The organism is Paenibacillus sp. FSL R7-0331, from assembly GCF_000758645.1.
GTDB classification, from domain to species: domain Bacteria; phylum Bacillota; class Bacilli; order Paenibacillales; family Paenibacillaceae; genus Paenibacillus_AQ; species Paenibacillus_AQ camerounensis.
In genome coordinates this window covers 323,350-346,148 of sequence record NZ_CP009284.1, presented here as the reverse complement: position 1 = coordinate 346,148, position 22,799 = coordinate 323,350, and the positions used below count along the sequence as shown (strand labels likewise).

The following is a 22,799-nucleotide window of genomic DNA, read 5'->3' as shown; positions in this document are numbered from 1 at the left end:
TGCATTTCGCCTAATTCACAGCATCAGGAATGGTGGATTCAGCGAAGATTTTCATAATCATCGGCTGCTCAATATGGCTTGCAAGGACATCTTCACCGAACTGGACAGGCTCAACCTTGCCGCCGAGTGCGCTTTTGACAGCCAGGTACGGGAAGTTGATGCCGGACAGACAGGAGACATGCAGCCCGCCCGACATCCGGGGGTTAATCTCCAGCAGCTTGGGCACGGCACCGCTATACTTCATCTGAATGTTATAGTTGAACGGAATCTTGAACGTCTCAGCCACTCGGCGGGCAATATGCTCCAGCTCCGGTATATGCTCCATTACCCGCAGGCGTCCGGTATCCTTGCGCCGGGGCACAGCGGCCAGCAGCCTGCCGTTCTCATCAGCCAGACAATCAATACTGTATTCATAGCCTTCGAGCAGTTCCATCACCATAAGGTCAGGGAAGGAATCCGTACTGGACAGAATGCGGTAAGCATCGTCAAAAGAAATATGCTGGGTCACATAGCCGAACAGCTCCTGCAGCGGACTGCGGCTATTGTTGATAATCCGGAAGCCCAGCCCCCCCTCCGTTTCCGTCGGTTTGAAGCAGACCTGCAGGCCTTTGGCAGCGAGAGCCTCATAGGCAGCCTTGAACTGCTCCGCATTGCTGGCCACATGATATTCCGGAATTTCCATAATTCCTGTTTCCTTGACCTTCTCATAGAACTTGCCCTTGTCCAGCATCATTTCCAGCAGGTCCAGATCACGGCATACCAGCACCTTCGTGCCGATTGCATCAAACTGCGCGGCATGCAGGGCGATGTCCATCATATGCAGCCGGGGAATAAAGATATCAATCTCATTACGCCGGCAGAAGTCCACGCAGAACTGCACATACTCTATGCCTGTGACCGCAGGCTCCGTGCCGGCAACATCAGCGCCCTGGAGCGACATATGCTTAATATCGGGATGTGTGGCAAAAATCTGCACAGGTACGCCATCTTCGTTGTTGCGGATGAGATTCATATAATGATAAGCCACGGAAAACCAGCGGTTGAAGTAAATATTTACCTTTTTCATTGCGGCCCAACTCCCAATGTCGTTAGATTATGATAAATCCTCTGCACATATAACATGATTTCATCCCCGGCGAAGACGCCCCTGCACTCTGTAAAAGGATATTTTAATTTTACTTGAGTCACCTGCTGCTCGGCAAATATTTCTCCGTGGCAGGGGGCGATAGCATAATCGGCGCTCTCCAGCAGGCTTTTGTCCAGCAGCGAATCGCCGGAGGCCACCATCGGCTCCGAGCGGACCGTACGCCGCACATGGATAATGGCATCGCTCTTGTTGACCGCTTCCGGGACCACATACAGCTTGCGGCCCTGCAGCGACACTCTCCAGCCTAACCCGTAGAGACGCTCAGACATATGATTAATCTCATCCAGCGGCAAAAGATCCCGGTACACCATATACGTGTAAAACAGCTCATCACAGTAACGCTCACTGATGATCCATTCCGGGCGGACAACGGACCGGACAATCTGCCTGACCTCTTCCGCCACAGCTGAACGCTGCAGCACCAGACTGCCGATATGGCTGCGCCACTCCTGATCGACTACTCCGTTAACCAGAATATTGCCGCCGTTGCTTGTAACGGCATAATCCGGAATCAAGGTCTCCTGGAACAGGTTAATCCGCTTGTATTCCGCAATGGTGCGGGTAGTCACCGGCATAAAGATAATATCCGCCGCAAGCTCCTGCAGCAGCTGAAGCGCCCGCCCCGAAATATATGATCTTGTAACTCCATCAATAATCTCCGCAGGCACAAGTCCGGGAGTATCCTCCGGGACACTTAGTGCACCAAGGGAATAGATCAGCGTCCGGTCCAGATCACTGGCGTAGATCATTCGGTCTCCCCTCCTTTTAGCGGCTTGATGATTCCGCAGCAGGAATAGGCCAGCCCCGGGTATTCCTCCACCGGAACGTTGCGTTCTTCCGCCAGCAGGAGAATATGGCGCAGATTAGGATTGTCTTTAGTATCGACAATAATTTTCCAGGGTACTCTGCGCAGCAGCACCCGGGTGGTCTCACCTACACCCGGCTTGATCAGATTGATGTTATCTATTCCGAAATGCTCCTGCAAGGTTATAATATCCTGCATTCCCCGCCAGGAAATCTCAGGAGGCGAAGCCCCCATTTCTCCTGCAGCAGCAACGGCTGTTTCTCTTACAGACGCGAAATAAGGAGTAATAGCATCAATAAACACATTGGAGTAGTCATGCTCCAGCCATTCCTTATAGAACTTCGCGCCATGAAAATCCTCCGGGCCGGTCAGATCGTTCCGCTGCACCGTCCGGCTCAGCAGGCCGGATACCGTTGAATTTAGGCAGGCGCTTGGAATCAGGTAATCCTCTCTTGTCCCGAAGGTTCCTGAGCAGTGGCCGGGATCAGCCAGTACAGCAAGATCATCGCTGAGCCGTACCCCGTATCTGTTATAGAACGCTATGCACGACTCCTTCAGTACCCGCGTAATGGCCCCTTTGCCTGTCCAGCCGTCCACAAATTGCAGGTTGGCATCTGTACCGTGCTGCTGCAGAATGTAGCGGATAGCATTCATATCAAGACCTTTGCCGCGGATAATGGAGACACTGTAATGCGGCAGCTCTGCCCCGTATGCTTCAGCGATGTAGCGCCTGATCAGCACGCCGACCGGCGTACCGGCCCGGGCCAGAGAGACGAGCACCGTCCCCTCAGTTCCCCGCTGAGCGACAATCCGCTCGGAGACAACGGCCACAGCCAGCGCCACCTTCGCTGCAGATTCCTGCAGCGTCTCACGGAACAGTCCAATGTACTGCTCTGTAGGCTGGTATTCCACCGGCAGCATCTCTGAATAGCTCACCCCGGATTGAATCGCCTTCTCCCGCTCCGCCGTTCCCAGCTCAAGTGCCACACTGCTGAGATCCTTCAGCAGAAAAGTAACATCAGACGGGGGATAGCTGCCCAGGGGAACCGGGGGGGCTATTTCAGGCTCCAGCACAGCATTCTGCTTATCTGTCCCCTTCATCTGCAGCCTCCTCCGTTTCCTGTCCGGGACCCAATACAATAAGATACACCTTATTGCCGGCCAGCCCTTTCAGAACATCTGTCATCGGCTTAATCCGCTCAGCCGGCACATCACGCTCAAGCAGTACAAAAATATCGTCATACTGGGCGTGCTCAACATTATAGATGTAGTTAGTAATCGACGGATCACCGGCTGACGGATAACCTGCCGCACTGCGCACCCCGTAATCGGGCCTGTGCTGCGGATGAATCGGGCTGCGGGTAGAAGACTGGTAGAATACATCCTCACCCATCTCTGCAGCAATTCTCATCGGCAGGTACATGAATTCACCGACACCCATAACCAGAGTACGCCGCCCTTCACGCAGCGCCATAAGCCGGGCCGCCACCTGACTAACCTCCTGGTCAATTACCCGGTTGTCAGCCGATTCAAGGCCAAAACGCCCGCTCAGCTTCAGATATGGAGACGGGTTGATCTCACCGCAGGAATCGGCGGAGCTGACCTTCAGCCGCTCCAGTCCGTCTCTTAGATAAGTAGTTACAACAGGCACTCCGGTGATGTCTGCAAGGCCTTTGCCGGCTTCGGCCTCTAAGCGCGGCGTTCCATCCACCTGAATCGTCCCCTGCAGCAGTGATATTGCGCTGATCTCAATTCCCAGCTCCTGCTCCAGATCACGGTAAGCCTGGATGTTAGCCGCGCTTCGCCAATCCAGCAGTGAAGCCACAACATATTCCCTGCGCGGGAATTTGGCCTGAATATCACGGATAATATTAATAGCGGTGTTCCCGGTTGTAATCTCGTCATCTACCAGAATAACCGGCTCATTGCCGGACAGCATCTCGGGATGAAGCGCATAGCAGAGATGATCCACCGCATGGGAATGCTCTTCTTCAAAGCTGATGACGGAGCTAAGTTCAGGAATCTCCTCACGGGTGGTATGAATATAAGACGCTCCGCCGGCAAAAAGGTTGTACATACTATGGCCCAGGGCGGTAGCCGTTTCGGCGAAGCCGATAAAAACGGCAGGGCGCGGAAGCGTGAGCCGTGCGGCCAGCAGCTCGCGGTAAGCCTCTTCAGCATGCTGCGGATAAATCAGGCCATGCACCGCCTGATCCAGCAGCTTGTCCATCCCGGAGCCGGCGTCCTCTGTGTCCATTCCGCGGTACAGCAGCAGGCCAAGCGCAGCCCCGCTAAGCAGCGGAGTATAGGGATTAACCGGAATGTGCTTGCCAAGCACCTTGCTGACAAAAAGAAAGGACCGTTTCTTATTAATCCGCGCTGCCATAGAGAATAAGGATTCGGCCGGCATCTGAAAGGGGTTGGATGTCTCGGTTACTGTAACCTGCAGATTGTCGACAATGTTAAACGTGTGAATATTCGTTTTCGGGTAGTAAGTAGGCAAAATGCTGTTCTTCATGTAACACCCCGTATACTAGAGATCGTTGTATAATGCGCTTCGCCCAGTTCAAATGCGGCTTGATTTCATTCATCTTGTTAAAATATTCACTTTTAAACACACCGCGGCTGCCGTCGTTGCTTCCGATAATGCCCAAAGCGTCGATATACTCCTCGTGCATAACCGAATATACAGCCTGCACCGGTCTAAGCTGGGAAGGATGAATAATGGTCTTGCCTACAATCCCGTTCTCTTTGTCCAGCTTCACCTCACGGATCAGGCCGGCAGCAGCACCAGAGTAGCGGCTTACCTCCCGCGGCTGTCTGCCGAAGGATTCATCAAAAGCCACCGGGTTCAGCTGCGGACGGAGACTGCGGCGTGCGCTATTGCCGAAATACTCCCACACCGGTCCCGAGATGACATAACCCTCCTCCACCCTGCCAAATACATTAAGAATCTCAGAGATGCAATCACGGACCGGAGCAAGCTCATAGATACTGATATCCGGGCTGCGGCGCAGTCCGAACAGACTGGAGAAGTCAGTCGCCCCGATTCTGACGTTCAGTACATAATCACGGTAATCACCAAGCAGATCGCGGATTGCCATCAGGCTGTCCAGCCGGCTCTCGCGGTAAATAATCGGGGCGCTCTCCAGAATCGGCATACCGTACAGCACAGGCGCATCATAACTGCGCGAGCTGTTGTAATCAGCTATAGCTTCAAAGAAATCGGCCCCGTTCTCAGCCGTAAATTTAGGAAAAACAAAGCCGGTAAGCAGCTTAATCAGCGGTCCCAGCCTGAAAATCAGCTGCTGCAACTGCTCGGGATTCCGCACACGGATAAAGATCAGCGGAATACTGTTCACAGGGTCAGGCTCGTTATCCGCATAGGCAGACAAAAAGGACAGATGCCGGACCACTGACTCCTCGGCGAAGCAGACCTCACCGTCTCCAATAGCATCCTCCAGATCGATAATTACAGTCACCAGTCCTGATGCCCTCAGCTTCAGGATATCTTCCGCCACACTGGTACGGGTTGCCGGCATATACAGCGCTGCGCCGACGGCATAGGCAAGCAGCTCTTTGGGGGTATATTGATTAAATGCAACAGGCGGAGAATAGAATAATGACGCTTCTTGTTCTTTAGTCAGGTAATCGAAGTATTTCAAAGGCCGCTCCCCCTAATAGTTGTGCAAAACATGCATAAAAATAGAATAGCCTCTCCTTATAGAGAGCTGCAGAACCGCTTAAGCCGTCCTGTCGGGGACGGCTGCCGGCTTACTCAAATACAAGCAAAGGCCATGCTACTACATATACGATTACCCGGACAACGGGGCCGGCACCACTCTTTGTGAAGGCCCCCCACCTTAAAGCTCTTACCGTTAAGCCTGTCTATCTATCTCCTTCTTTTTCTTCGCGGAGCTGTACAGCATGGTCCCGACGAAGACCGCAATAAGAACGGTGAAGAACACCGCATGCGGCAGCTCATATCCGAAGGCTCCGGCAAGCATCTTGCCGGCAATAATAGCAATCAGCAGGAAAGCCGCCTGCTCCAGCTCGGGGAATCTCGCAATCAGCTTGAGGAATACCTGCGCTACTCCGCGCATCATCAGCACACCGAGAATACCGCCAAGGAACAGCACCCATACTTCACTGCTCAGACCGAAGGCTGCAATAACACTGTCGATACTGAAAGCAATATCCATTAATTCAACAAGGAGAACCGTCTTCCAAAAGGAGGCGCCTTTAGTTTCTTTATGTCCTTCTTCTCCGCTGCCCTTAAATAATCCTTTATATGCGATGTAAAAGAGATACAGGGCTCCCAGAACTTTTACAAGCGTAAACTCAATCAGATATGTCCCGAGTCCGATTGCCAGGAATCTGAACACATAGGCGCCCAAAATTCCGTAGAAGAGTGCCTTCTTCTGCTGCTCCTTCGGCAGATGCCTGACCATAACCGCAAGCACCAGCGCGTTATCCGCAGAGAGCAGCCCCTCCAGCAGAACCAGACTGCCGATGATACCCCAGCTGACCGGATCGGACAAGGTTGCCGCTATATCGCCCCAGGAAAAGAAGTGTCCATAATTGTCACTGATACTTCTGAAAAACTCACTTAGCCATCCCATTCATAATGCGCCTCCGCAAAATATAATCACTATTTACTGCCAGCTACCCAGCGCAGTCCCCAACTGTAAGCCTGATCCATCTCTTTATGACCGCTGAAATATTGCACCTGCCGCTCGATACTGAACGTTTCATCGCCGACATTCTGAATAAGCGCAATTGCACACATTCCCTTGCGGTTGTTATGCTCATCCAGATTTACGATGATATCAGGCCCGTCGCCCTGATGGATCGTAACGATACCATCTGCATCAGACCACTGGGTAACTCCCTGATAGATAAAAGAAAAGATCAGCACCCTGCTGATTTCGGCCACCTTACTGCCGTTAATCCGCAGATTCTCGCCTGACTTCACTGAGCCTGTCCGGTCGTCGCCATCAAGCATAATAAAGGGCGGCTGCTGAAGACTGCCGAACGCCTTACCGAGTGCCTGAACAACACCTTTTCTGCCGTCTTTTAATTCATACAGGCAGGCGAGATCAAGATCTACACCGCCTTTGCGGCTAAATAGGCCGCCGCCCTGCCTCTGGTTCCAGTTCAGATTAATCAGCACTTCTCCGAGACCGGAAGCTGATTTCTTCAGATTAATGGAGTCCCCCTTCTTCTTCAGCTCAATCTTTTTGAGATTAAGCTGAGGCGGCGATGGTACCGGAGCGGGGGGCGGGGCAGGTGCCGGGCGTGGAGGCGGATTGTCCGCTTTGGGAGCAGCTGGCTCATCCTCCACCTCAATACCGTAATTTCCGCATAACGCCTTGAGTCCGCCTTCAAAGCCGGCTACAATCGCGCTAAACTTCCAGTCCGAGTTATATCTATATAATTCTCCTACTACAACGGCCGTTTCCACAGAGAAATGATTTCCAAGATTACATCGCATTAGTTCCTCTCCGGTTGCCCGGTTCAGAATCCGGCAATGAGCATTGCTCATCTGGCCAAAGGTCTGCCTTCGGCTCTCCCCGTTATACAGTGTAATGGCAAATGCGATCCTCATCGTGTCAGAGGGAACCTTGCCCAGTTCAATTTCGAAGTGCTTCAGGCCGCCTGATCCGCCGGACGGCACATCCTTGTAGCGGATGAACGGTGTAACCGGATTGTTATAAAAGATCAGATCATCGTCACCGCTAACCTTAGCCTGTGCTCCCAGCAGAAACGCTGAAGCATCAATTTCCATATCAGCCGGAGCGTGCCAGCCGATTTCAACAATAAGCGATTGAATGCCCGGATTCCCGCGCGTCAGATCTACCTTCTGACCCTTCACTGCTTCTATGCCCATATGCCTAAGCCACCTTTGAACGAATAGCTGTAAGTTATTAAACAACCCGTAACCTTATAAACTCTAACTCTATATTATTTAAAAAGGGCAGGATCACTAGGGATCCCGCCTTTGAAGCGAATACAGCCGTTATTGCGCATCCAGCCCGTAATTCCGGCACAGTGCACTGAGTCCGCCGGTGAAGCCGCTGCCCACCGCCTGGAACTTCCAATCCGCACCATGGCGGTAAAATTCACAGAATACCACAGCCGTCTCTGTCGAGAAGTCCTCGCCGAGATCAAACCGCAGAATTTCCCGTTCACTTACAGCATCGACCACCCGTACAAATGCATTGGAGACCTGCCCGAAATTCTGGGCGCGGCTCTCAGCATCATAGACGGTTACTGTAATGCCGACGCGCTGAATGTTGGCGGGAACCTTGCTGAAATCAACCAGTATCTGCTCATCATCACCGTCGCCTGCACCAGTCCGGTTATCGCCGGTATGCGTTACGGAGCCCGCACCGCCGCTGGGATTATTGTAGAATACAAAATCATCCTCGCCTTTGGCCTTACCGTCTTCATGGAGCAGAAACGCAGAGGCATCCAGGTCAAAATCCTTTCCTCCGCTGTATCTGTTCGTATCCCAGCCCAGCCCTACTACCACCTTCGTCAGACCCGGATTCGTCTTGGTCAGATCAATCCGCTGTCCTTTGGAAAGACTGATTGTCACTGGCTAAACCCTCTTTCCTGATTTTATTGCAGCCCGTAGTCGCGGGTAAGTCCGGCCAGACCGTCCTTGTAGCCGCTGCCGATTGCACTGAATTTCCATTCGCCGGCATTACGGTACAGCTCACCTACAACAACTCCGGTTTCAACGGAGAAATCCTCGCCGAGGTCAAAACGAATCAGCTCTACATTGCTTTCTTCGTTCACGATACGCACGTAAGAACGGGAAACCTGTCCAAAGTTCTGGCTTCTCTGCTCAGCTTCATAGATCGTAATAGTGAAGGCTACCTTCTCCACATCCGCAGGGATGCTCTTCAGGTCAATATCAATCACTTCATCGTCTCCGTCGCCTTCGCCTGTACGGTTATCACCGGCATGAACAACAGAGCCGTTCTCGTTCTGCTTGTTATTAAAGAAGATAAAGTTGGTTTCTTTATCCACTTTACCGTTTGCATTGGTCAGGAACACGGAAACGTCAAGGTCAAAATCTTTACCCCCGTCATATTTGTTGGTGTCCCAGCCGAGACCCACTTTAATCTTGGACAAGCCCGGATTTGTTTTGGTCAGATCAATCTTTTGCCCTTTGGATAAGTTAATTGCCATTATAAATACCCTCTCTTCTATTAGGATTAATTAGCTTTCATTAATTAAATGTAGCGTTCAGCCAGCTGGTTAATATGTGCTGCGTGGGCCCCTTCGCCGATCGCCGCGAATTTCCATTCGTCACCGTGGCGGTAGAGCTCCCCGCAAATAAGCGCCGTAAAGCCTGTGTAATTATCAGTCAGATTAAACCGTACAAGCTCGCTGCCGCCGGCTCCGTTGATAATGCGGATATACGCCGATTTGATCATTCCGAAATCCTGCTTGCGGTTGACCGCATCATAAATGTTAACCACCACGAGCACCCGGTGCACATCCGCAGGAACCGCCTTCAGATTAACCTTGATCTGCTCGTCATCTCCGTCGCCGTCGCCGGTCAGGTTATCTCCTGAATGAACAACCGAATTATTGGGGTTTTGTTTGTTGTGGAAGCATACCAGGTTCGTCTTGTTCAGCAGCTTGCCGCCCTCGCTGAGCAGGATGGCAGAAGCGTCACAGTCCACATTGGCCTGTTTCTTCACTCCGAAGAAGCCGCGGGCAGGCTCAGCCGGGTCCCAGCCGAGACCTACAACAACATTAGTCAGTCCGGCATTTCCTTTAGTCAGATCAATCTTCTGTCCTTTTACGAGATTAATTCCAGCCAACTTAAAATACCTCCGTTCCCAATAAAAATTACAGCCTGCAAGTCTAGCATGAGGATGTTCTATCAGTGATACGGGCTACATCCCGTTTCGTTTCACCCTTCTTCAGTAAAGTATTTCAGTAAAGGATCAGCCACGCTTAAAGACTGAATTCACCCGGGTTAAGTCCCAGCACACCGCAGATATGGCGGACAACAGCCTTCTCATGCTCGTCAAAGTCACCGTCAGCCGCACCAATCGCGGAGCACACACCGACAATAACACGGCCGACATCCGGCTTGCCGCTGAACTTGCCAATAGCCTTCAGCGCTTCCTGCTTCCCGATCTCCGGAGAGAAATCAAAATTACTGACATAGAAATTGAATTGAGTGATTACCTCTCTCATGTCAAATACCTTAAGCTCGTTACTGAGGTTCATATAGCCGGCCATCTTGTTCTTCTCGGCTTCCTCGATCTTACCGTCAGCAGCAGCTACCAGGGCGCAGCCTGCAACTACCGCATTCATGAAATCTTTATTTTTAAATTTCTTAACCTGTTCAGTCAGTCCATTTTTGGTGGTGTTCAGCCAATTTTTGAAAGTGCTCATTGTCTTCTCCTTCTATCATTTAAATGATGATAAACATAAAGATAGCAGAGCGCCTCCTCCCCGTCATTTCGACAGATATTTGCTGTATTCATCAGCATTCAGCCTACCACTCTAATATAACCGATTGATTTGCAATATTCTAGTTTGCCAGATTTTCACAGTACCTTAGAGAGAAATTCGCGGGTTCGCTCATGGGACGGGCTCCCGAACAGCTGCTCAGGCTTGCCTTCCTCCACGATAACTCCCTGCTCCATGAACAGGACCCGGTCTCCAACTTCACGGGCAAAGCCCATTTCGTGCGTAACCACCACCATCGTCATTCCCTCACGGGCCAGATCCTTCATGACCGCCAGCACCTCGCCGACCATCTCCGGATCCAGCGCCGAGGTCGGCTCGTCAAACAGCATAATTTTCGGTTCCATCGCCAGCGCCCGGGCGATCGCTACGCGCTGTGACTGTCCGCCGGACAGCGAAGCCGGGTGCACCTCAGCCTTGTCGCTCAGCCCGACCTTCTGCAGCAGCTCCAGCGCCTTTTGCCGCGCCTTATCCGCTGGCCATTTACGGACCTGCACCGGGGCCAGCATAATATTCTCGATTACAGTTTTATGCGGGAACAGATTAAACTGCTGAAATACCATGCCCACTTCAGTACGGATATCGTTAATCCTTGTGTTTTTGTCCATCAAGGAAGTGCCTTCAATGATAACCTCGCCGCTTTGCGGCTGCTCCAGCAGATTGAGGCAGCGCAGAAAGGTCGATTTTCCCGAACCGGACGGTCCGATAACGACCACAACCTCCTGGCTGTGAATATCAACGTTAATATCTGTCAGCACCTGATGATTTCCAAAAAATTTGTTTAAATGTCGTACATTGATGATCGGCTCCATACTTAGGTTACACCTTCCGTTCAATATAATTGAGCAGCTTGCTGAGGGAATAGGTAAGAACGAAGTAGATAAGTGCAGCAGTCAGATAAGGCTCCCAGATCCGCAGATACTGGCCTTTCATCGTATTACTCCAGAACATAATCTCAGGTGCCGCCACGAGTGCCAGCAAGGAGGAATCCTTAACCAGGACGATAAATTCATTCCCGAAGGCCGGAACCATACGCTTGATCGCCTGCGGCAGAATAATAAACCGCATAGCCTGCCACTTGCTCATGCCAAGTGATAACGCCGCTTCACGCTGTCCGGGGTCGATCGACTGGATGCCTGCACGGAAAATCTCCGCAGAATACGCGGCAGAATTCAGCGACAGCGCAACAAACGAGGTCATCAGAACATTGGTCGTCCCGTAAAAAGCCGGAATCAGCCCGAAATGCACAATTAGGATCTGCACATACAGCGGCGTTCCCCGGAAAAAGTTGATGTACAAATGAAACGGCCAGCGGTAGATGGCCTTTGGCGCCATTTTACCAAATCCGATGCCCAGCCCCAGAACAGAGCCGATCAGGATGGAAACAATGGATACCCCGATCGTAAACAGTGTTCCTCTTAAAAACACCGGTAAATAATGAACAATGAGGTCAAATCTGAAATCCATAGAACTCTTCCCTTCTCTTCTGCTTCTTTCTTCTCTATATTGTCTTTTTCAAAAAAAGAAGCATGCGCAATAGCAATCATTACGCATGCTTTGATGTTTACCGGAGGTTCTTATTCCGCACTCAGCAGTCCAGCTGTATCCGGCTCCTCACCGAACCATTCCTTGTAAATCTCGGCATATTTGCCGTTCTCGATAACAGTCTTGATTGCCGGGTCCAGCTTGGCTTTCCATTCGCTGCCCTTAGGATAGAGGACACCGTAATACTCTGAACCGAAATTCTCCTTATCCAGGATGCCTACCAGCTTCTCCTTCGGATTATTCTTGATATATTCATTCACAATTGCAATATCCGCTACTACCGCATCCGCACCGCCGGCATTCAGCTCCATCAGGGCCACCGCGTTGCTGTCAAAGCGCTTAAGATTTGTGTTGTCGACCCCCATAATATCGCTCATCAGAGTATCAGCAGTCGTCGCACCCTGTACGGCAACAACCTTATCCTTCAGATCAAGCGCACTCTTGATGTCGCTGCCTTCTTTAACCATGATCATATTGGTGGATTCAAAATAAGGAATGGAGTAATCATACGTTTCCTTGCGTTCGTCTGTGATGGACACCGAGGACACGCCGGCCTGATATTCCGTCCCCTGCTGCACGCTTGTCAGCATGGTATCCCAGCCCGTATTGGTAATGGTATACTTCACTCCCGCTTCTTCCATTACCGCTTTGATGAAATCAATATCAAATCCTTTGACCGTATCTGTATCCATGTACTCCATTGGCGCATAGCTTGCATCCGTGGCAATTTTGATACTTTCTCCCGAAGCCGCATTACCGCCCGCATCGTTATTTGAGCCGCAGCCCGCCATCGTTAACATAAAGCATGCAGCTAAAGCTGACATCGCCCACTTTTTTCTGATCCCCATAATCCAATCCCCCTACTCTTTTGTAAAAATACTTAAAGAGATTTTATCAGATTAAAGCAGTGGTGACAATTAACTTTTCTTCTATACGTTAGGTTACATGACATGTTATCAAAAATTTGTAACATTTACTGCCGTTAAAAACATTCTCTTCCTATTAATATCCCGTTTTCTTATCTCATTATTATCCAGGCATACAGAAAAGGCTGTCTCCGGAGAGACAGCCTCATAGCCTTGCAGTTTATACTATTAAAAAGTGATCTCCCCGTCATAAGAAGCAATCAGCCGGTAGAGCTCAGGACGGCGGTCACGGAAAATGCCCCACTCAATCCGGCCAACTTCCAGCGCGTCCAGATCAAATTCACTGACCAGCACCGCCTGCTCATCGCGTCCGGCTTCCACAATCTTGTTGCCCTGCGGGCCTGCGATGAATGAGGAGCCATAGAAGTTGATACTGGATTCCTCATCTCTCTCCTCACCGATCCGGTTGGAGGCTACAACAGGAATCAGGTTAGCTGCCGCATGTCCCAGCATGCAGGTCTGCCAGTGATCCTTTGAATCAATCGAGCCGTCCTGCGGCTCAGAGCCTATGGCAGTCGGGTAGAACAGGATTTCTGCACCCATCAGGCTCATTACGCGGGCCGCTTCCGGATACCACTGGTCCCAGCAGACGCCTACGCCGATTTTGGCATAGCGGGTATTCCAGACCTTGAAGCCTGTGTCACCGGGGTTGAAATAAAACTTCTCTTCATAGCCCGGCCCGTCCGGAATATGGCTCTTGCGGTATTTGCCCAGCACTGTACCGTCGGCATCAATAACCGCCAGCGAGTTGTAGCGCGCATAATTCTTTTTCTCATAGAAGCTAATCGGCAGCACTACCTGCAGCTCTTTGGCAACAGCCTTGAAATGGTTAACTGCCTTGTTCTGCTCAAGTTCAGTGGCGTAAGCATAATAATCCGACTTCTCCTTCTGGCAGAAATACGGGGTTTCGAACAGCTCCTGCAGCAGAATAATCTGCGCTCCCTGTGCTGCCGCTTCTCTTACCAGAACCTCAGCGTTGCGGATATTCTCATCAATGTCACCGGAACAGCTCATTTGCGTTGCGGCTACTTTTACTTTTCTCACGTTTCAGTCCTCCTTGCAAATTCAGTTATTTCCGTGCAGGCATCTGCTGCGTGGTGCAGTGTACATTGCCGCCTTCACCGATTACAGCCATACCGTTCACCGTACGGATTCTGCGTTCAGGGAAAAGGGCAGCAAGCTGCTGCTCGGCAAGCTTGTCCGTCTCTGTGGCTGTGCCGCCGAATACCGGCAGAATGATGCCGCCGTTTACAAAGTAGAAATTCAGATAGCTGAGCGTCAGCCGGCTGTCTTCATAGTCCACACGCGGAGGCTGCTGAACCCGGATAATCTCCAGCTTCCGCCCCTTGGCGTCCACTGCATTCTCCAGAATGCGCAGATTCTCCTGAGTAATCTCATAATTCTCATCCTGCGGGTCATCACAGGCCTGGATAATAACCTTGCCCGGCGCTGCAAAGCAGGCAATATTATCGACATGGCCGTCCGTTTCATCCCCGCTGAGACCGCGCGTCAGCCAGATAATAGAATCTGTACCGGTAAACCGCCGCACCTGCTCCTCGATTTCCTGCCGGCTCAGCTCCGGGTTGCGGTTCGTGTTCAGCAGGCATTCCTCGGTGGTAATCAGCGTCCCCTCACCGTCAGTATGAATGGAGCCGCCCTCCATAACAAGCGGAGCATCAAAGCACTCAATCTGCAGGGACTCCAGAATCTGCGGCGCTACCTCATCATCAAGATCCCAAGGCATATATTTGCCGCCCCAGGCGTTAAACTTCCAGTTCACACCGGCGAGCTTGCCTTCTTCAGCAGCAACAAAGGTCGGACCGTTATCACGCAGCCAGGCATCATTGTGGCGGACGGGAAGAAGCGTAACATTGGCTCCCAGCCCCAGAGCCTCTACCGCTTCCAGTTCTTCAGGGTTTACAATTACTGTAACTGGCTCAAACTCGGCTATAGCCTTTATAATTTCAGCATAGCCTTCGCTGACGGATGTGTAGTTATCCGGGAACACCATGGATGCCTGCACCGGCCAGGAGATAAAGGTCCGTTCATGCAGCTCCCATTCCGCCGGCATTGTATAGTTCAAATCTTTTGGATACATTCGTTAGATACCTCTGTCAGTTAAATTTGGAGCAGCTTGAACATGCAAAAAGCTCCTTATACATCATACAATAATATAAGGACACGCTCAATTGGCAGAAATCTGTATGATTTCACACATCCGTATTAATTCTAATATTGACCAATGTTACATTTTGCATAATACTGGAAGATGTATATTTACTTATTGATTTACCGGTCCTACAGCGTGAAAGGTGGTCATCTATTGGAAGCTGCATCCACGATCCTAACAGAACTTGAAGATTATATGAAGCGTGAAGCTTTAACCATATCAAAATTTGCCGCGCGTTCCGGGATGAATTCCGGCACACTCAGCAATGTTATTCAAGGCCACCGCCCGATTGCCATGCAGCAGCTGGACCGGATTACCTTGGCTATGGATTTGCCCGAAGGACATTTTTATGACCTTTATGTTGATAATTATATTATTAACGGTGCGCCGGACTGGCGGCGGATCGGTCCGCTGCTTCAGCGCTGTGCAGAGCTGGATAAGCTGGGGGCAATCCACCGCGTAGTCCAGCACATCATGGATAAGCTGATCTATGCTCCCATGCTGTTCGATGCGGCAGAAGAGCTGTATGCCCAGGGCCGTTCAGCCGCTGCCGCCCTCATGTACGAGAGTGTCGCCGAGGGTGAACGGTTCCAGCATTCCGAACGTCTGGCGCTTTGCAGGTACCGGCTGTTTATGATCGGGCTGGGTGAGATCCAGGACGAGAATCTGCATGCTGCCAATCAATTTGAGCCTTATGTGGAGCGTCTGGACGAAGCCGACCAGCTTGATGCGCTCAAGCATCTGGCTGATGTGTTTGCCTCCCTGCACCGCTGGGATAAGGTCAATGAGCTGGCTGAGCTCCTTGGGCAGAAGGCTTCTCTGCAATATAAGCATCTCAAAAAGGAATCCAGGCAGAAGCAGCCGGGCCGGCCGCTTATTTACTATATATTATATGCCTATTTATCCAAAGCCGGAGTCTGCGATGAGCGCGGTGATTATCAGAAGGCTTTGTATTACACCTCCGTATACAGTGATGTAAGCTGGATGAAGTCCCCTTTGAGCCAGGAAGAGCAGCGGGTTGTCGATCAGTTCCAGGAATGGGCCCATGCTAATACCTTTTTATACCGGCTGATGTCCGGAGAGGTTGAGGTTCTGCCTGAATACATCAGCTATATCGAGAACAAGGAGAATGAAATCCCTTCGGCCTTGTACAAAATTATTCAGGCTGCCAACCGTTATGAATTCGATATTGATGACATTCTGGAGCGGTTCAGTAATCATATGACCTACCGGGAACAGCAAAGCCGCCTGGGAAAGTTCACGCAGCAATTGACCGGTGACAGGCATACAAGATTTATGACGGAGCTGGCGTTGTATTATTTAAGACATAATAGTTTTTCTGCTGGCTTCCATTACCTATTAGAAGGTTTGGAATCATCTGTTATTATAAAAAGTGACTCCAACATCGTCAGATGCGTCGGAATCTTCGAAAAATACCGGCCGTCCGCCTTGCCGGAGCATATTCAGAGGTATACAAATTCAATGAGCGAGGTGTACAGAATCAATGAAAAAAAAGATGGCCTTATTGATATCACTAACTAGCTTGGCAATTGTATTGGTCTCCACCAGCAAATTTATTGAAGTCATATATCAGCCGCTTACGCATGGCTGGGGAGGATAATCACACTTAATGCAATTCATTCCATACGTCATCCGTCCTTCAGCTGAATGGCTATGAATGATCTGCAATGAACATAAAGAGGGGCCGTGCTAATGTGCGGCCCCTCTTTTATATCCGGCATGCACAGCCGGGCTTTCTCAGCAGCCCTGCAGCGGACGTTTTTACAGTTGAATGTGCTTCACGGTCTTTCCGCCAAAATCTTTAATCGTAAATACCCCGTCAGCCAAAATTCCGTAGGAGTGCGGGTTATTCTCTTTGGGCAACGAGATAGAGCCCGGATTCAGCACGAATATCCCTTCTTTAACACCGGCTACCGGAAGATGCGTGTGCCCCTGGATAAAAACATCCCCCGGAGCGAGCGGCGGCAGCTGCTCTATGCTAAAGCCGTGGCCGTGGGTGGCATAGATTTTACGGCCTTCATGCAGGATCAGCACATAGTCGCCCATCATCGGGAACTGCAGCAGCATCTGGTCCACCTCAGCATCACAGTTGCCGCGCACAGCGGCCAGTGATTTACCGTAAGCATTCAGCCGGGCGGCAACCCCTTGCGGATCATACCCCTCCGGCAGCGGATTACGGGGACCGTGATACAGGAAATCCCCCAGAATAACAAGCGTATGCGGCTGCTCCTCTTCAGCCTTGGCCAGAGCCTGCTCCAGCCAATACAGTGATCCGTGGATATCAGAGATAAACATTAATTTCATTGTTCAGACTTCCTTTCCATTCATTCCTTATCCTTATTATCTTATCGCTCCCGGCAGGAGCATGCAAAACAGGACGCCGCCGGCGTCCTGCACTTAAGTTATTATTCACTTTACTTGGGCAGGTCAGAGGTGCCCATTAAATAGCGGTCAACCTCACGTGCTGTCTGCCGGCCTTCCTGAATCGCCCAGACCACCAGACTCTGCCCGCGGCGCATGTCCCCGGCCGTAAACACGCCTTCAATATTCGTTGCCTGTACACCAAACTCCGCCTTGGCATTGGAGCGCTCATCCCGTTCAACTCCGAGCTCATTGAACAGCGTATCTTCCGGTCCGGTGAAGCCCAGTGCGAGCAGTATAAGCTGTGTCTTGAGTACTTCTTCACTGCCCGGCACTTCCTGCGGCACCATCCGCCCCTGCTCATTACGGACCCACTCGATACGTACGGTGTGCAGCTCCTGCACATGTCCGCCGTCATCACCGACAAACCGCTTAGAGGAAACGAGATAGCGGCGCGGATCCTCCTTATACAGGGCTGCAGCCTCGTGCTGGCCGTAATCGACCTTCAGTACCTTAGGCCATTCCGGCCAAGGATTGCCTGCCTGGCGGGTCAGCGGAGACTGCGGCATAATCTCCAGCTGGATTACGCTGCGGCAGCCGTGGCGGATTGAAGTCGCCACACAGTCAGTCCCTGTATCACCGCCGCCGATAACCACAACATCCTTGCCTGCTGCAGACAGATATTCCCCGTCAGCCAGGCCGGAATCCAGAAGGCTCTTCGTGTTCAGCGTCAGGAATTCCATCGCCTGATGGATGCCGCGCAGTTCACGGCCTTCAATCGGCAGGTCACGCGCCTGCGTCGAGCCGCCGCACAGTACAACTGCATCATTGTCTTCCTGCAGCTGTGAAGCAGCCATATCCTTGCCGATCTCTGTACGGGTCACAAATGTAATTCCTTCAGCAGCCAGCAGATCCACCCGGCGCTGAACCGTTTTCTTGTCCAGCTTCATATTAGGTATACCGTAGGTCAGCAGTCCGCCGATGCGGTCAGCACGCTCATAGACGGTTACTGTGTGTCCTGCTTTGTTGAGCTGGGCGGCACAGGCGAGGCCTGCCGGACCGGAGCCGACAACAGCCACTCTCCTCCCGGTCCGGACGAGCGGCGGCTCAGGCACGATCCAGCCCTCGGCAAAGCCGCGGTCCACGATCGAGCGTTCAATCGTCTTGATGGTTACCGGGCTGCCGTTCATTCCCACAGTGCAGGCACCTTCGCACGGGGAAGGACAGACGCGTCCCGTAAATTCAGGAAAGTTATTCGTTTTATGCAGCCGCTTCAGGGCAACCTGCCAGTTGCCGCGGTATACCAGGTCATTCCATTCAGGGATCAGATTATGCAGCGGACAGCCGGAGGCCATACCCGACAGCAGGCGTCCTACATGACAGAACGGCGTTCCGCAGTCCATGCAGCGCGCCCCCTGCTCCTTCAGCTTATCCTCATCCATCGGCAGCACAAATTCATCCCAGTTCTTGATGCGTTCCAAAGGCCCGCATTCTGCGGCCGTCTGCCGCTGATATTCCAAAAATCCGGTTGCTTTACCCATTCCTAGTCATCCTCCGAGTTTCTCTGATTGGCCGCCGGTTAATAGCTTAAAGCGGCATTCTTGCCCATTCGGCGCCAAAAAGATGGTTACTCCTTGTCACCGGCTGATCATTTGATACTGTAAAGCAGCAAAGTAGTGCCTATATATTATCATCGATTCTTTGCCGCCTAAATGAGCAATGTCACTTTTTTATTTAAAATTTCGGGAATGGGTAAAGCTCTTACCGGCAGCCTTACCGGGCCTTGACCAGATTATATACCGAGCCGAATATGCCGAGCAGAATGCCGGTTACCGGGAATACAATCCAGTTGATGTCCCAGCGCTGGAAAACAAAACCGCTAATCAGAAAAATGCAGGTTGCCAGCGGCCAGACAATTGCAGCGATTGAGCCCATGATGCGCTTCTCTTCCTTTTTTTCAGGAGGGAGCTCGATATATTCTCCTTCTTTGAGCAGGAAGCTGAAGCTCTCCTTAATCGTTCCGTAATAGATGAACAGAAAGACTGCAAGTGCGATGAGCAAGAGCATGATAGCCGCACCATAACCCGTAGTGTCCTCACTAACGGCAGCCCAGATAATAACCAGAACCGGTGATACTACACAAAGACAAATGCCCAGCGCCAGCGACAGGGTATAAGTGGGAGTATATGCACGTCTGCGCTGCTCAAGCTCTGTCCGCAAAAAGTAGGGCAGATTAAAGCCTTTTTCCAGATATTTAAACCTTTCCATACTAGAGCCGCTGTAAATGAACATGCCAACCGCTAGAGCTATCAGCACCAGCAGTATACTTACACCGATCATTCCGGCGGCATCCTCCGATAATACACCGCGCAGAAAGCCGTATTCAGCAAGGGTAACCAGGACGATCAGCAGCGCAGGGCCGACCATGCATAGCACGACTCCAATCCCAACCATAAACCCGGCTTTTTTCTTCGCCGCTGTATAGCTCCATGTATCCTCCGGCGCAAGCAGCGGAAGCAGCGTATCCTCTACGCCCCCCGGCAAGCCAAGCTCTTCAATCAGCTCATCTATATTGCCGAACTCGGAAATAACGATACCGACTGCTTCATTTTCCGATTTGCCTTCCTTCTTGAGCTCATGGTATTTCTCCTCCATATTGGCCAGCAGATCCTGCTTCAGATTGTACGTCTGTTCGGTCCTGGGCAGGGAAGCGAACATATTATTCAAATATGCGGCTATAGTATCCATGTCATTACAGCTCCTTTATGAATTTGTTGACAACCTCTTGTGTAACCTTCCATTCTGCACATTTCTCCCGGTAGTAAGCCAGACCCTGCGGTGTAATGCGGTAATAGGTGCGTCTCTTTCCAAACGTCTCATCCAGAAAAAAAGAGTCGATATATCCGTTCTTCTCAAGCCGGGTGAACGCGGAGTAAAGGGTAGTTTCCTTCATAACATACTTCTCGTCTGACAGCTTCCTGATGTTCTTGGATATTTCATATCCGTAAGATTCGCCATCGAGCAGCATGTAGAGAATAAGGGTGTCGTTATATCCCCGGATAACATCACTGCTGATCAAGTGCGGGCCTCCTTAACGTTTATTTTTACTTCATCTGTCGTAGTAATTGAATTGTAGCACACTTACTACGACAGGTGAAGTACTTTTCCATAAAATAGGCTTGTCCAGGCAAAAAAATACGGATGCCCTCCTTATCCAGGAGCAGCATCCGTTGACTGTTGTACAAAACTTATAGTGTATGTGGCTGCGGCTGTACAGCAAGCACAACCATGCCCTGTTGCTTGACGTTCAGCGCACCGCCCGCAAGCTTGGAGACCAGCTCGCCGCCGAACAGAATGCTCCATTCGCCAAGGGCAGGCAGCTTCAAGGAGGCTCCGGACGGATTGGCGTTATAGAGCACATACAGATGCTCAGCCGCATCGCCTCCGGCATGACCACGCAGTGTATAGGCCACTGTGCCGGCCGGAGACTGTTCGAACATGAGCTGTGCGCGTATTTCCTCTGCCGTGCGCAGCCGGAAGGCCGGATGGGCCCTCCGCAGCGCAATCAGGCGCTTCATATAATCAACATCACCGGCATGGGCGGCGCAGCGCTCCCAGTCCATCCAATTGACCTCTACCGGCGATTTATAGCTGTTCTCTACGCCATCCTTGGTGCGCATGAATTCCTGTCCGGCATGCAGGAACGGAATCCCCTGGCTGGTCAGCACCATTGCGGAGGCCAGCCGGTGCATGGCTGCACGGTCCATATCACGCTCACCCGGGGTAGACAGCACAATTTTGTCCCAGAGCGTGTGGTTATCATGACATTCCACGAAATTCACACACTGCCGGGGCTCATCGGCAAACTGTCCGGAAGCCTGCTCGTGCACGATGCCCCCGGTAATTCCCGTCTTTACCTCCTGCTCCAGTCCATGCTTACCACTGATAAACCCCCGCTCCCCGTAGCGGAAGATATTACCCTTCACCGCATCACGGAAGCCGTCGTTGAAATGGCCGATACCCGGCAGACTAGCCGCATTGCTCTGATCGGCCAGCTTCTCGGGCGCAAGCTCCGTGTCCATAATCCAGCCCTCACCGATCGTCATAATCGAAGGGTCAAGCTGATCCAGACGGCGGCGGATCTCCTGCATGGTCTCAATATCCAGCAGGCCCATCAGATCAAAGCGGAAGCCGTCGATATGATATTCCTCCGCCCAGTACAGGACCGACTCGACAATAAAGCGGGATACCATCAGCCGCTCGCTGGCAACATCATTCCCGCAGCCCGAGCCGTCCGACAGACTGCCGTCCTGCTTGTAGCGGAGATAATAACCGGGAACCAGCTTCGTAAAGTTAACGCGGAAGCCGTCATATACATGGTTATAGACGACATCCATAATGACACGCAGCCCGCGGTCATGCAGCGCCTGTATCATTGTCTTCAGCTCACGGATTCTTACAGCTGGAGCATAGGGATTGGTGGCATAGGAGCCTTCCGGCGCGTTGAAATTCTTCGGGTCATACCCCCAGTTATAATGGGGCTGATCCAGCTTTGTTTCATCGACGCTCTCTGTAGCATAATCATAAAACGGCAGCAGCTGCACATGTGTCACGCCAAGACCGGCAATATGATCCAGTCCGGTCGCAATCCCTCCGGGGCCGCGTGTTCCATCCTCCGCCAGGCCGAGATACTGGCTTTTATGGACAATACCGCTGCCTGGATGTACGGATAAGTCACGCAGATGCAGCTCGTAGATGACAGCATCGACCGGGTCGGCAAGCAACGGCTTGTCATCCGTCCAGCGCTCAGGATTTGTCTTGGACATATCCAGGATGGCACTCCGGTCACCGTTAACCCCAACAGCCCGGGCATAGGGGTCTGCCGCTTCATTCCACTGCTCCCCGACACGCACCCGGTAGGTATAGAATTTACCCTCCAGGTCACCGCTTATTTTGAGCCTCCATGCGCCCCGCACCTCACGGGTCATCGGCAGATGCTTACCTGCGGCATCCTGCCAGGAATCATACAGCACAACTTCTGCTTCAAAGGCAGTAGGCGCCCATAGGCAGAACGAGGAGGACTGGGGAGTATAAGTTAAGCCCAGATCATTGCCGTCATAGCTGAAAAGCTGGTCAAACTCCTGATCAAACACGGATATTCCGCCGGTGGCCGCCGGATCACCATAGTGAACCGGTTCTTTCATTTCTTTTTGTACGGACAAGGCAACCTGTCTCCTTTACCTTTTATTAACTGGAATTATAGCGTCATTATCCCAGTTGCGCAAACGTTTGTACCGAATTTTTTGGCAGGATTCCCGTTTCGTA

22 protein-coding genes are annotated in these 22,799 nt (G+C 51.6%); 1 reads left to right on the top strand and 21 read right to left on the bottom strand.

Going from position 1 to position 22,799, the window contains the following annotated elements; translation table 11 throughout:
• Positions 1-10: 10 nt before the first annotated feature.
• The 16 genes from R70331_RS01530 to R70331_RS01455 form a co-directional block, all read right to left on the bottom strand.
• Positions 11-1,066: an ATP-grasp domain-containing protein gene (locus tag R70331_RS01530; RefSeq protein ID WP_042172268.1), complete on the bottom strand. Its 1,056-nt coding sequence runs from the start codon at positions 1,064-1,066 to the stop codon at positions 11-13.
• On the bottom strand, positions 1,063-1,896 hold the full coding sequence (locus tag R70331_RS01525; RefSeq protein ID WP_042172266.1) for an HAD family hydrolase: 834 nt from the start codon (positions 1,894-1,896) through the stop codon (positions 1,063-1,065). The genes R70331_RS01530 and R70331_RS01525 overlap by 4 nt, the downstream gene beginning before the upstream one ends.
• Positions 1,893-3,053: a cysteine protease StiP family protein gene (locus R70331_RS01520; RefSeq protein WP_042172264.1), complete on the bottom strand. Its 1,161-nt coding sequence runs from the start codon at positions 3,051-3,053 to the stop codon at positions 1,893-1,895. The genes R70331_RS01525 and R70331_RS01520 overlap by 4 nt, the downstream gene beginning before the upstream one ends.
• Positions 3,037-4,470: a phosphoribosyltransferase family protein gene (locus R70331_RS01515; RefSeq protein WP_442950563.1), complete on the bottom strand. Its 1,434-nt coding sequence runs from the start codon at positions 4,468-4,470 to the stop codon at positions 3,037-3,039. Before R70331_RS01515 ends, R70331_RS01520 begins: the two co-directional genes overlap by 17 nt.
• Positions 4,415-5,617 carry an HpcH/HpaI aldolase/citrate lyase family protein gene (locus R70331_RS01510; protein WP_042172261.1) on the bottom strand — a complete coding sequence of 401 codons (1,203 nt, stop codon included), beginning with the start codon at positions 5,615-5,617 and terminating at the stop codon, positions 4,415-4,417. The genes R70331_RS01515 and R70331_RS01510 overlap by 56 nt, the downstream gene beginning before the upstream one ends.
• A 213-nt stretch (positions 5,618-5,830) precedes the next feature.
• Positions 5,831-6,574 (bottom strand): TerC family protein, encoded by a 744-nt coding sequence (locus tag R70331_RS01505; protein WP_042172260.1) that lies wholly within the window; start codon positions 6,572-6,574, stop codon positions 5,831-5,833.
• A 29-nt stretch (positions 6,575-6,603) separates the two neighbouring features.
• Positions 6,604-7,842: a TerD family protein gene (locus R70331_RS01500; protein ID WP_042172258.1), complete on the bottom strand. Its 1,239-nt coding sequence runs from the start codon at positions 7,840-7,842 to the stop codon at positions 6,604-6,606.
• 129 nt (positions 7,843-7,971) lie between these two features.
• Positions 7,972-8,553, bottom strand: a complete 582-nt coding sequence (locus R70331_RS01495; RefSeq protein ID WP_039869245.1) for a TerD family protein — start codon at positions 8,551-8,553, stop codon at positions 7,972-7,974.
• A 23-nt stretch (positions 8,554-8,576) separates the two neighbouring features.
• On the bottom strand, positions 8,577-9,152 hold the full coding sequence (locus tag R70331_RS01490; RefSeq protein ID WP_039869242.1) for a TerD family protein: 576 nt from the start codon (positions 9,150-9,152) through the stop codon (positions 8,577-8,579).
• A gap of 44 nt (positions 9,153-9,196) precedes the next feature.
• Positions 9,197-9,793 (bottom strand): TerD family protein, encoded by a 597-nt coding sequence (locus R70331_RS01485; protein WP_039869239.1) that lies wholly within the window; start codon positions 9,791-9,793, stop codon positions 9,197-9,199.
• Positions 9,794-9,929: 136 nt separating this feature from the next.
• A complete protein-coding gene (locus R70331_RS01480) occupies positions 9,930-10,376 on the bottom strand; it encodes a tellurite resistance TerB family protein (protein WP_042172254.1) in 447 nt (148 codons plus the stop codon).
• A 155-nt stretch (positions 10,377-10,531) separates the two neighbouring features.
• The gene (locus tag R70331_RS01475) at positions 10,532-11,254 is read right to left on the bottom strand and encodes an amino acid ABC transporter ATP-binding protein (protein ID WP_042181988.1); all 723 of its coding nucleotides are present in this window, start codon (positions 11,252-11,254) and stop codon (positions 10,532-10,534) included.
• Between the two features lie 16 nt (positions 11,255-11,270).
• On the bottom strand, positions 11,271-11,918 hold the full coding sequence (locus R70331_RS01470) for an amino acid ABC transporter permease (RefSeq protein ID WP_042172251.1): 648 nt from the start codon (positions 11,916-11,918) through the stop codon (positions 11,271-11,273).
• A gap of 110 nt (positions 11,919-12,028) precedes the next feature.
• On the bottom strand, positions 12,029-12,844 hold the full coding sequence (locus tag R70331_RS01465) for a transporter substrate-binding domain-containing protein (RefSeq protein ID WP_042172249.1): 816 nt from the start codon (positions 12,842-12,844) through the stop codon (positions 12,029-12,031).
• Between the two features lie 246 nt (positions 12,845-13,090).
• Positions 13,091-13,966, bottom strand: a complete 876-nt coding sequence (gene aguB / locus R70331_RS01460) for an N-carbamoylputrescine amidase (protein ID WP_042172246.1) — start codon at positions 13,964-13,966, stop codon at positions 13,091-13,093.
• Between the two features lie 25 nt (positions 13,967-13,991).
• On the bottom strand, positions 13,992-15,020 hold the full coding sequence (locus R70331_RS01455) for an agmatine deiminase family protein (RefSeq protein ID WP_042172244.1): 1,029 nt from the start codon (positions 15,018-15,020) through the stop codon (positions 13,992-13,994).
• 225 nt (positions 15,021-15,245) lie between these two features.
• Here R70331_RS01455 and R70331_RS01450 point away from each other — a divergent pair, with 225 nt between their 5' ends.
• Entirely contained in the window at positions 15,246-16,634 is a 1,389-nt protein-coding gene (locus tag R70331_RS01450) for a helix-turn-helix domain-containing protein (RefSeq protein WP_042172242.1), read from the top strand.
• Between the two features lie 240 nt (positions 16,635-16,874).
• On the opposite strand, the gene yfcE is transcribed toward R70331_RS01450, so the two are convergent.
• From yfcE to pulA, 5 genes are all read right to left on the bottom strand, one after another.
• A complete protein-coding gene (yfcE, locus tag R70331_RS01445; RefSeq protein ID WP_042172240.1) occupies positions 16,875-17,417 on the bottom strand; it encodes a phosphodiesterase in 543 nt (180 codons plus the stop codon).
• Positions 17,418-17,527: 110 nt separating this feature from the next.
• The gene (locus R70331_RS01440; RefSeq protein WP_042172238.1) at positions 17,528-19,015 is read right to left on the bottom strand and encodes a glutamate synthase subunit beta; all 1,488 of its coding nucleotides are present in this window, start codon (positions 19,013-19,015) and stop codon (positions 17,528-17,530) included.
• Between the two features lie 232 nt (positions 19,016-19,247).
• Entirely contained in the window at positions 19,248-20,222 is a 975-nt protein-coding gene (locus tag R70331_RS01435; protein WP_042172236.1) for a permease prefix domain 1-containing protein, read from the bottom strand.
• 4 nt (positions 20,223-20,226) lie between these two features.
• Positions 20,227-20,553 (bottom strand): PadR family transcriptional regulator, encoded by a 327-nt coding sequence (locus tag R70331_RS01430; protein WP_042172234.1) that lies wholly within the window; start codon positions 20,551-20,553, stop codon positions 20,227-20,229.
• A gap of 169 nt (positions 20,554-20,722) precedes the next feature.
• Positions 20,723-22,696: a type I pullulanase gene (pulA, locus tag R70331_RS01425; RefSeq protein ID WP_042172232.1), complete on the bottom strand. Its 1,974-nt coding sequence runs from the start codon at positions 22,694-22,696 to the stop codon at positions 20,723-20,725.
• Between the last annotated feature and the right edge of the window lie 103 nt (positions 22,697-22,799).

Bases quoted from the DNA above. Each gene is read 5' to 3' on its own strand.
- R70331_RS01530 (WP_042172268.1), bottom strand. From the start codon at position 1,066: ATGAAAAAGGTAAATATTTACTTCAACCGCTGGTTTTCCGTGGCTTAT.
- R70331_RS01525 (WP_042172266.1), bottom strand. From the start codon at position 1,896: ATGATCTACGCCAGTGATCTGGACCGGACGCTGATCTATTCCCTTGGT.
- R70331_RS01520 (WP_042172264.1), bottom strand. From the start codon at position 3,053: ATGAAGGGGACAGATAAGCAGAATGCTGTGCTGGAGCCTGAAATAGCC.
- R70331_RS01515 (WP_442950563.1), bottom strand. From the start codon at position 4,470: ATGAAGAACAGCATTTTGCCTACTTACTACCCGAAAACGAATATTCAC.
- R70331_RS01505 (WP_042172260.1), bottom strand. From the start codon at position 6,574: ATGGGATGGCTAAGTGAGTTTTTCAGAAGTATCAGTGACAATTATGGA.
- R70331_RS01500 (WP_042172258.1), bottom strand. From the start codon at position 7,842: ATGGGCATAGAAGCAGTGAAGGGTCAGAAGGTAGATCTGACGCGCGGG.
- R70331_RS01490 (WP_039869242.1), bottom strand. From the start codon at position 9,152: ATGGCAATTAACTTATCCAAAGGGCAAAAGATTGATCTGACCAAAACA.
- R70331_RS01480 (WP_042172254.1), bottom strand. From the start codon at position 10,376: ATGAGCACTTTCAAAAATTGGCTGAACACCACCAAAAATGGACTGACT.
- R70331_RS01470 (WP_042172251.1), bottom strand. From the start codon at position 11,918: ATGGATTTCAGATTTGACCTCATTGTTCATTATTTACCGGTGTTTTTA.
- R70331_RS01465 (WP_042172249.1), bottom strand. From the start codon at position 12,844: ATGGGGATCAGAAAAAAGTGGGCGATGTCAGCTTTAGCTGCATGCTTT.
- R70331_RS01455 (WP_042172244.1), bottom strand. From the start codon at position 15,020: ATGTATCCAAAAGATTTGAACTATACAATGCCGGCGGAATGGGAGCTG.
- yfcE (WP_042172240.1), bottom strand. From the start codon at position 17,417: ATGAAATTAATGTTTATCTCTGATATCCACGGATCACTGTATTGGCTG.
- R70331_RS01440 (WP_042172238.1), bottom strand. From the start codon at position 19,015: ATGGGTAAAGCAACCGGATTTTTGGAATATCAGCGGCAGACGGCCGCA.
- R70331_RS01435 (WP_042172236.1), bottom strand. From the start codon at position 20,222: ATGGATACTATAGCCGCATATTTGAATAATATGTTCGCTTCCCTGCCC.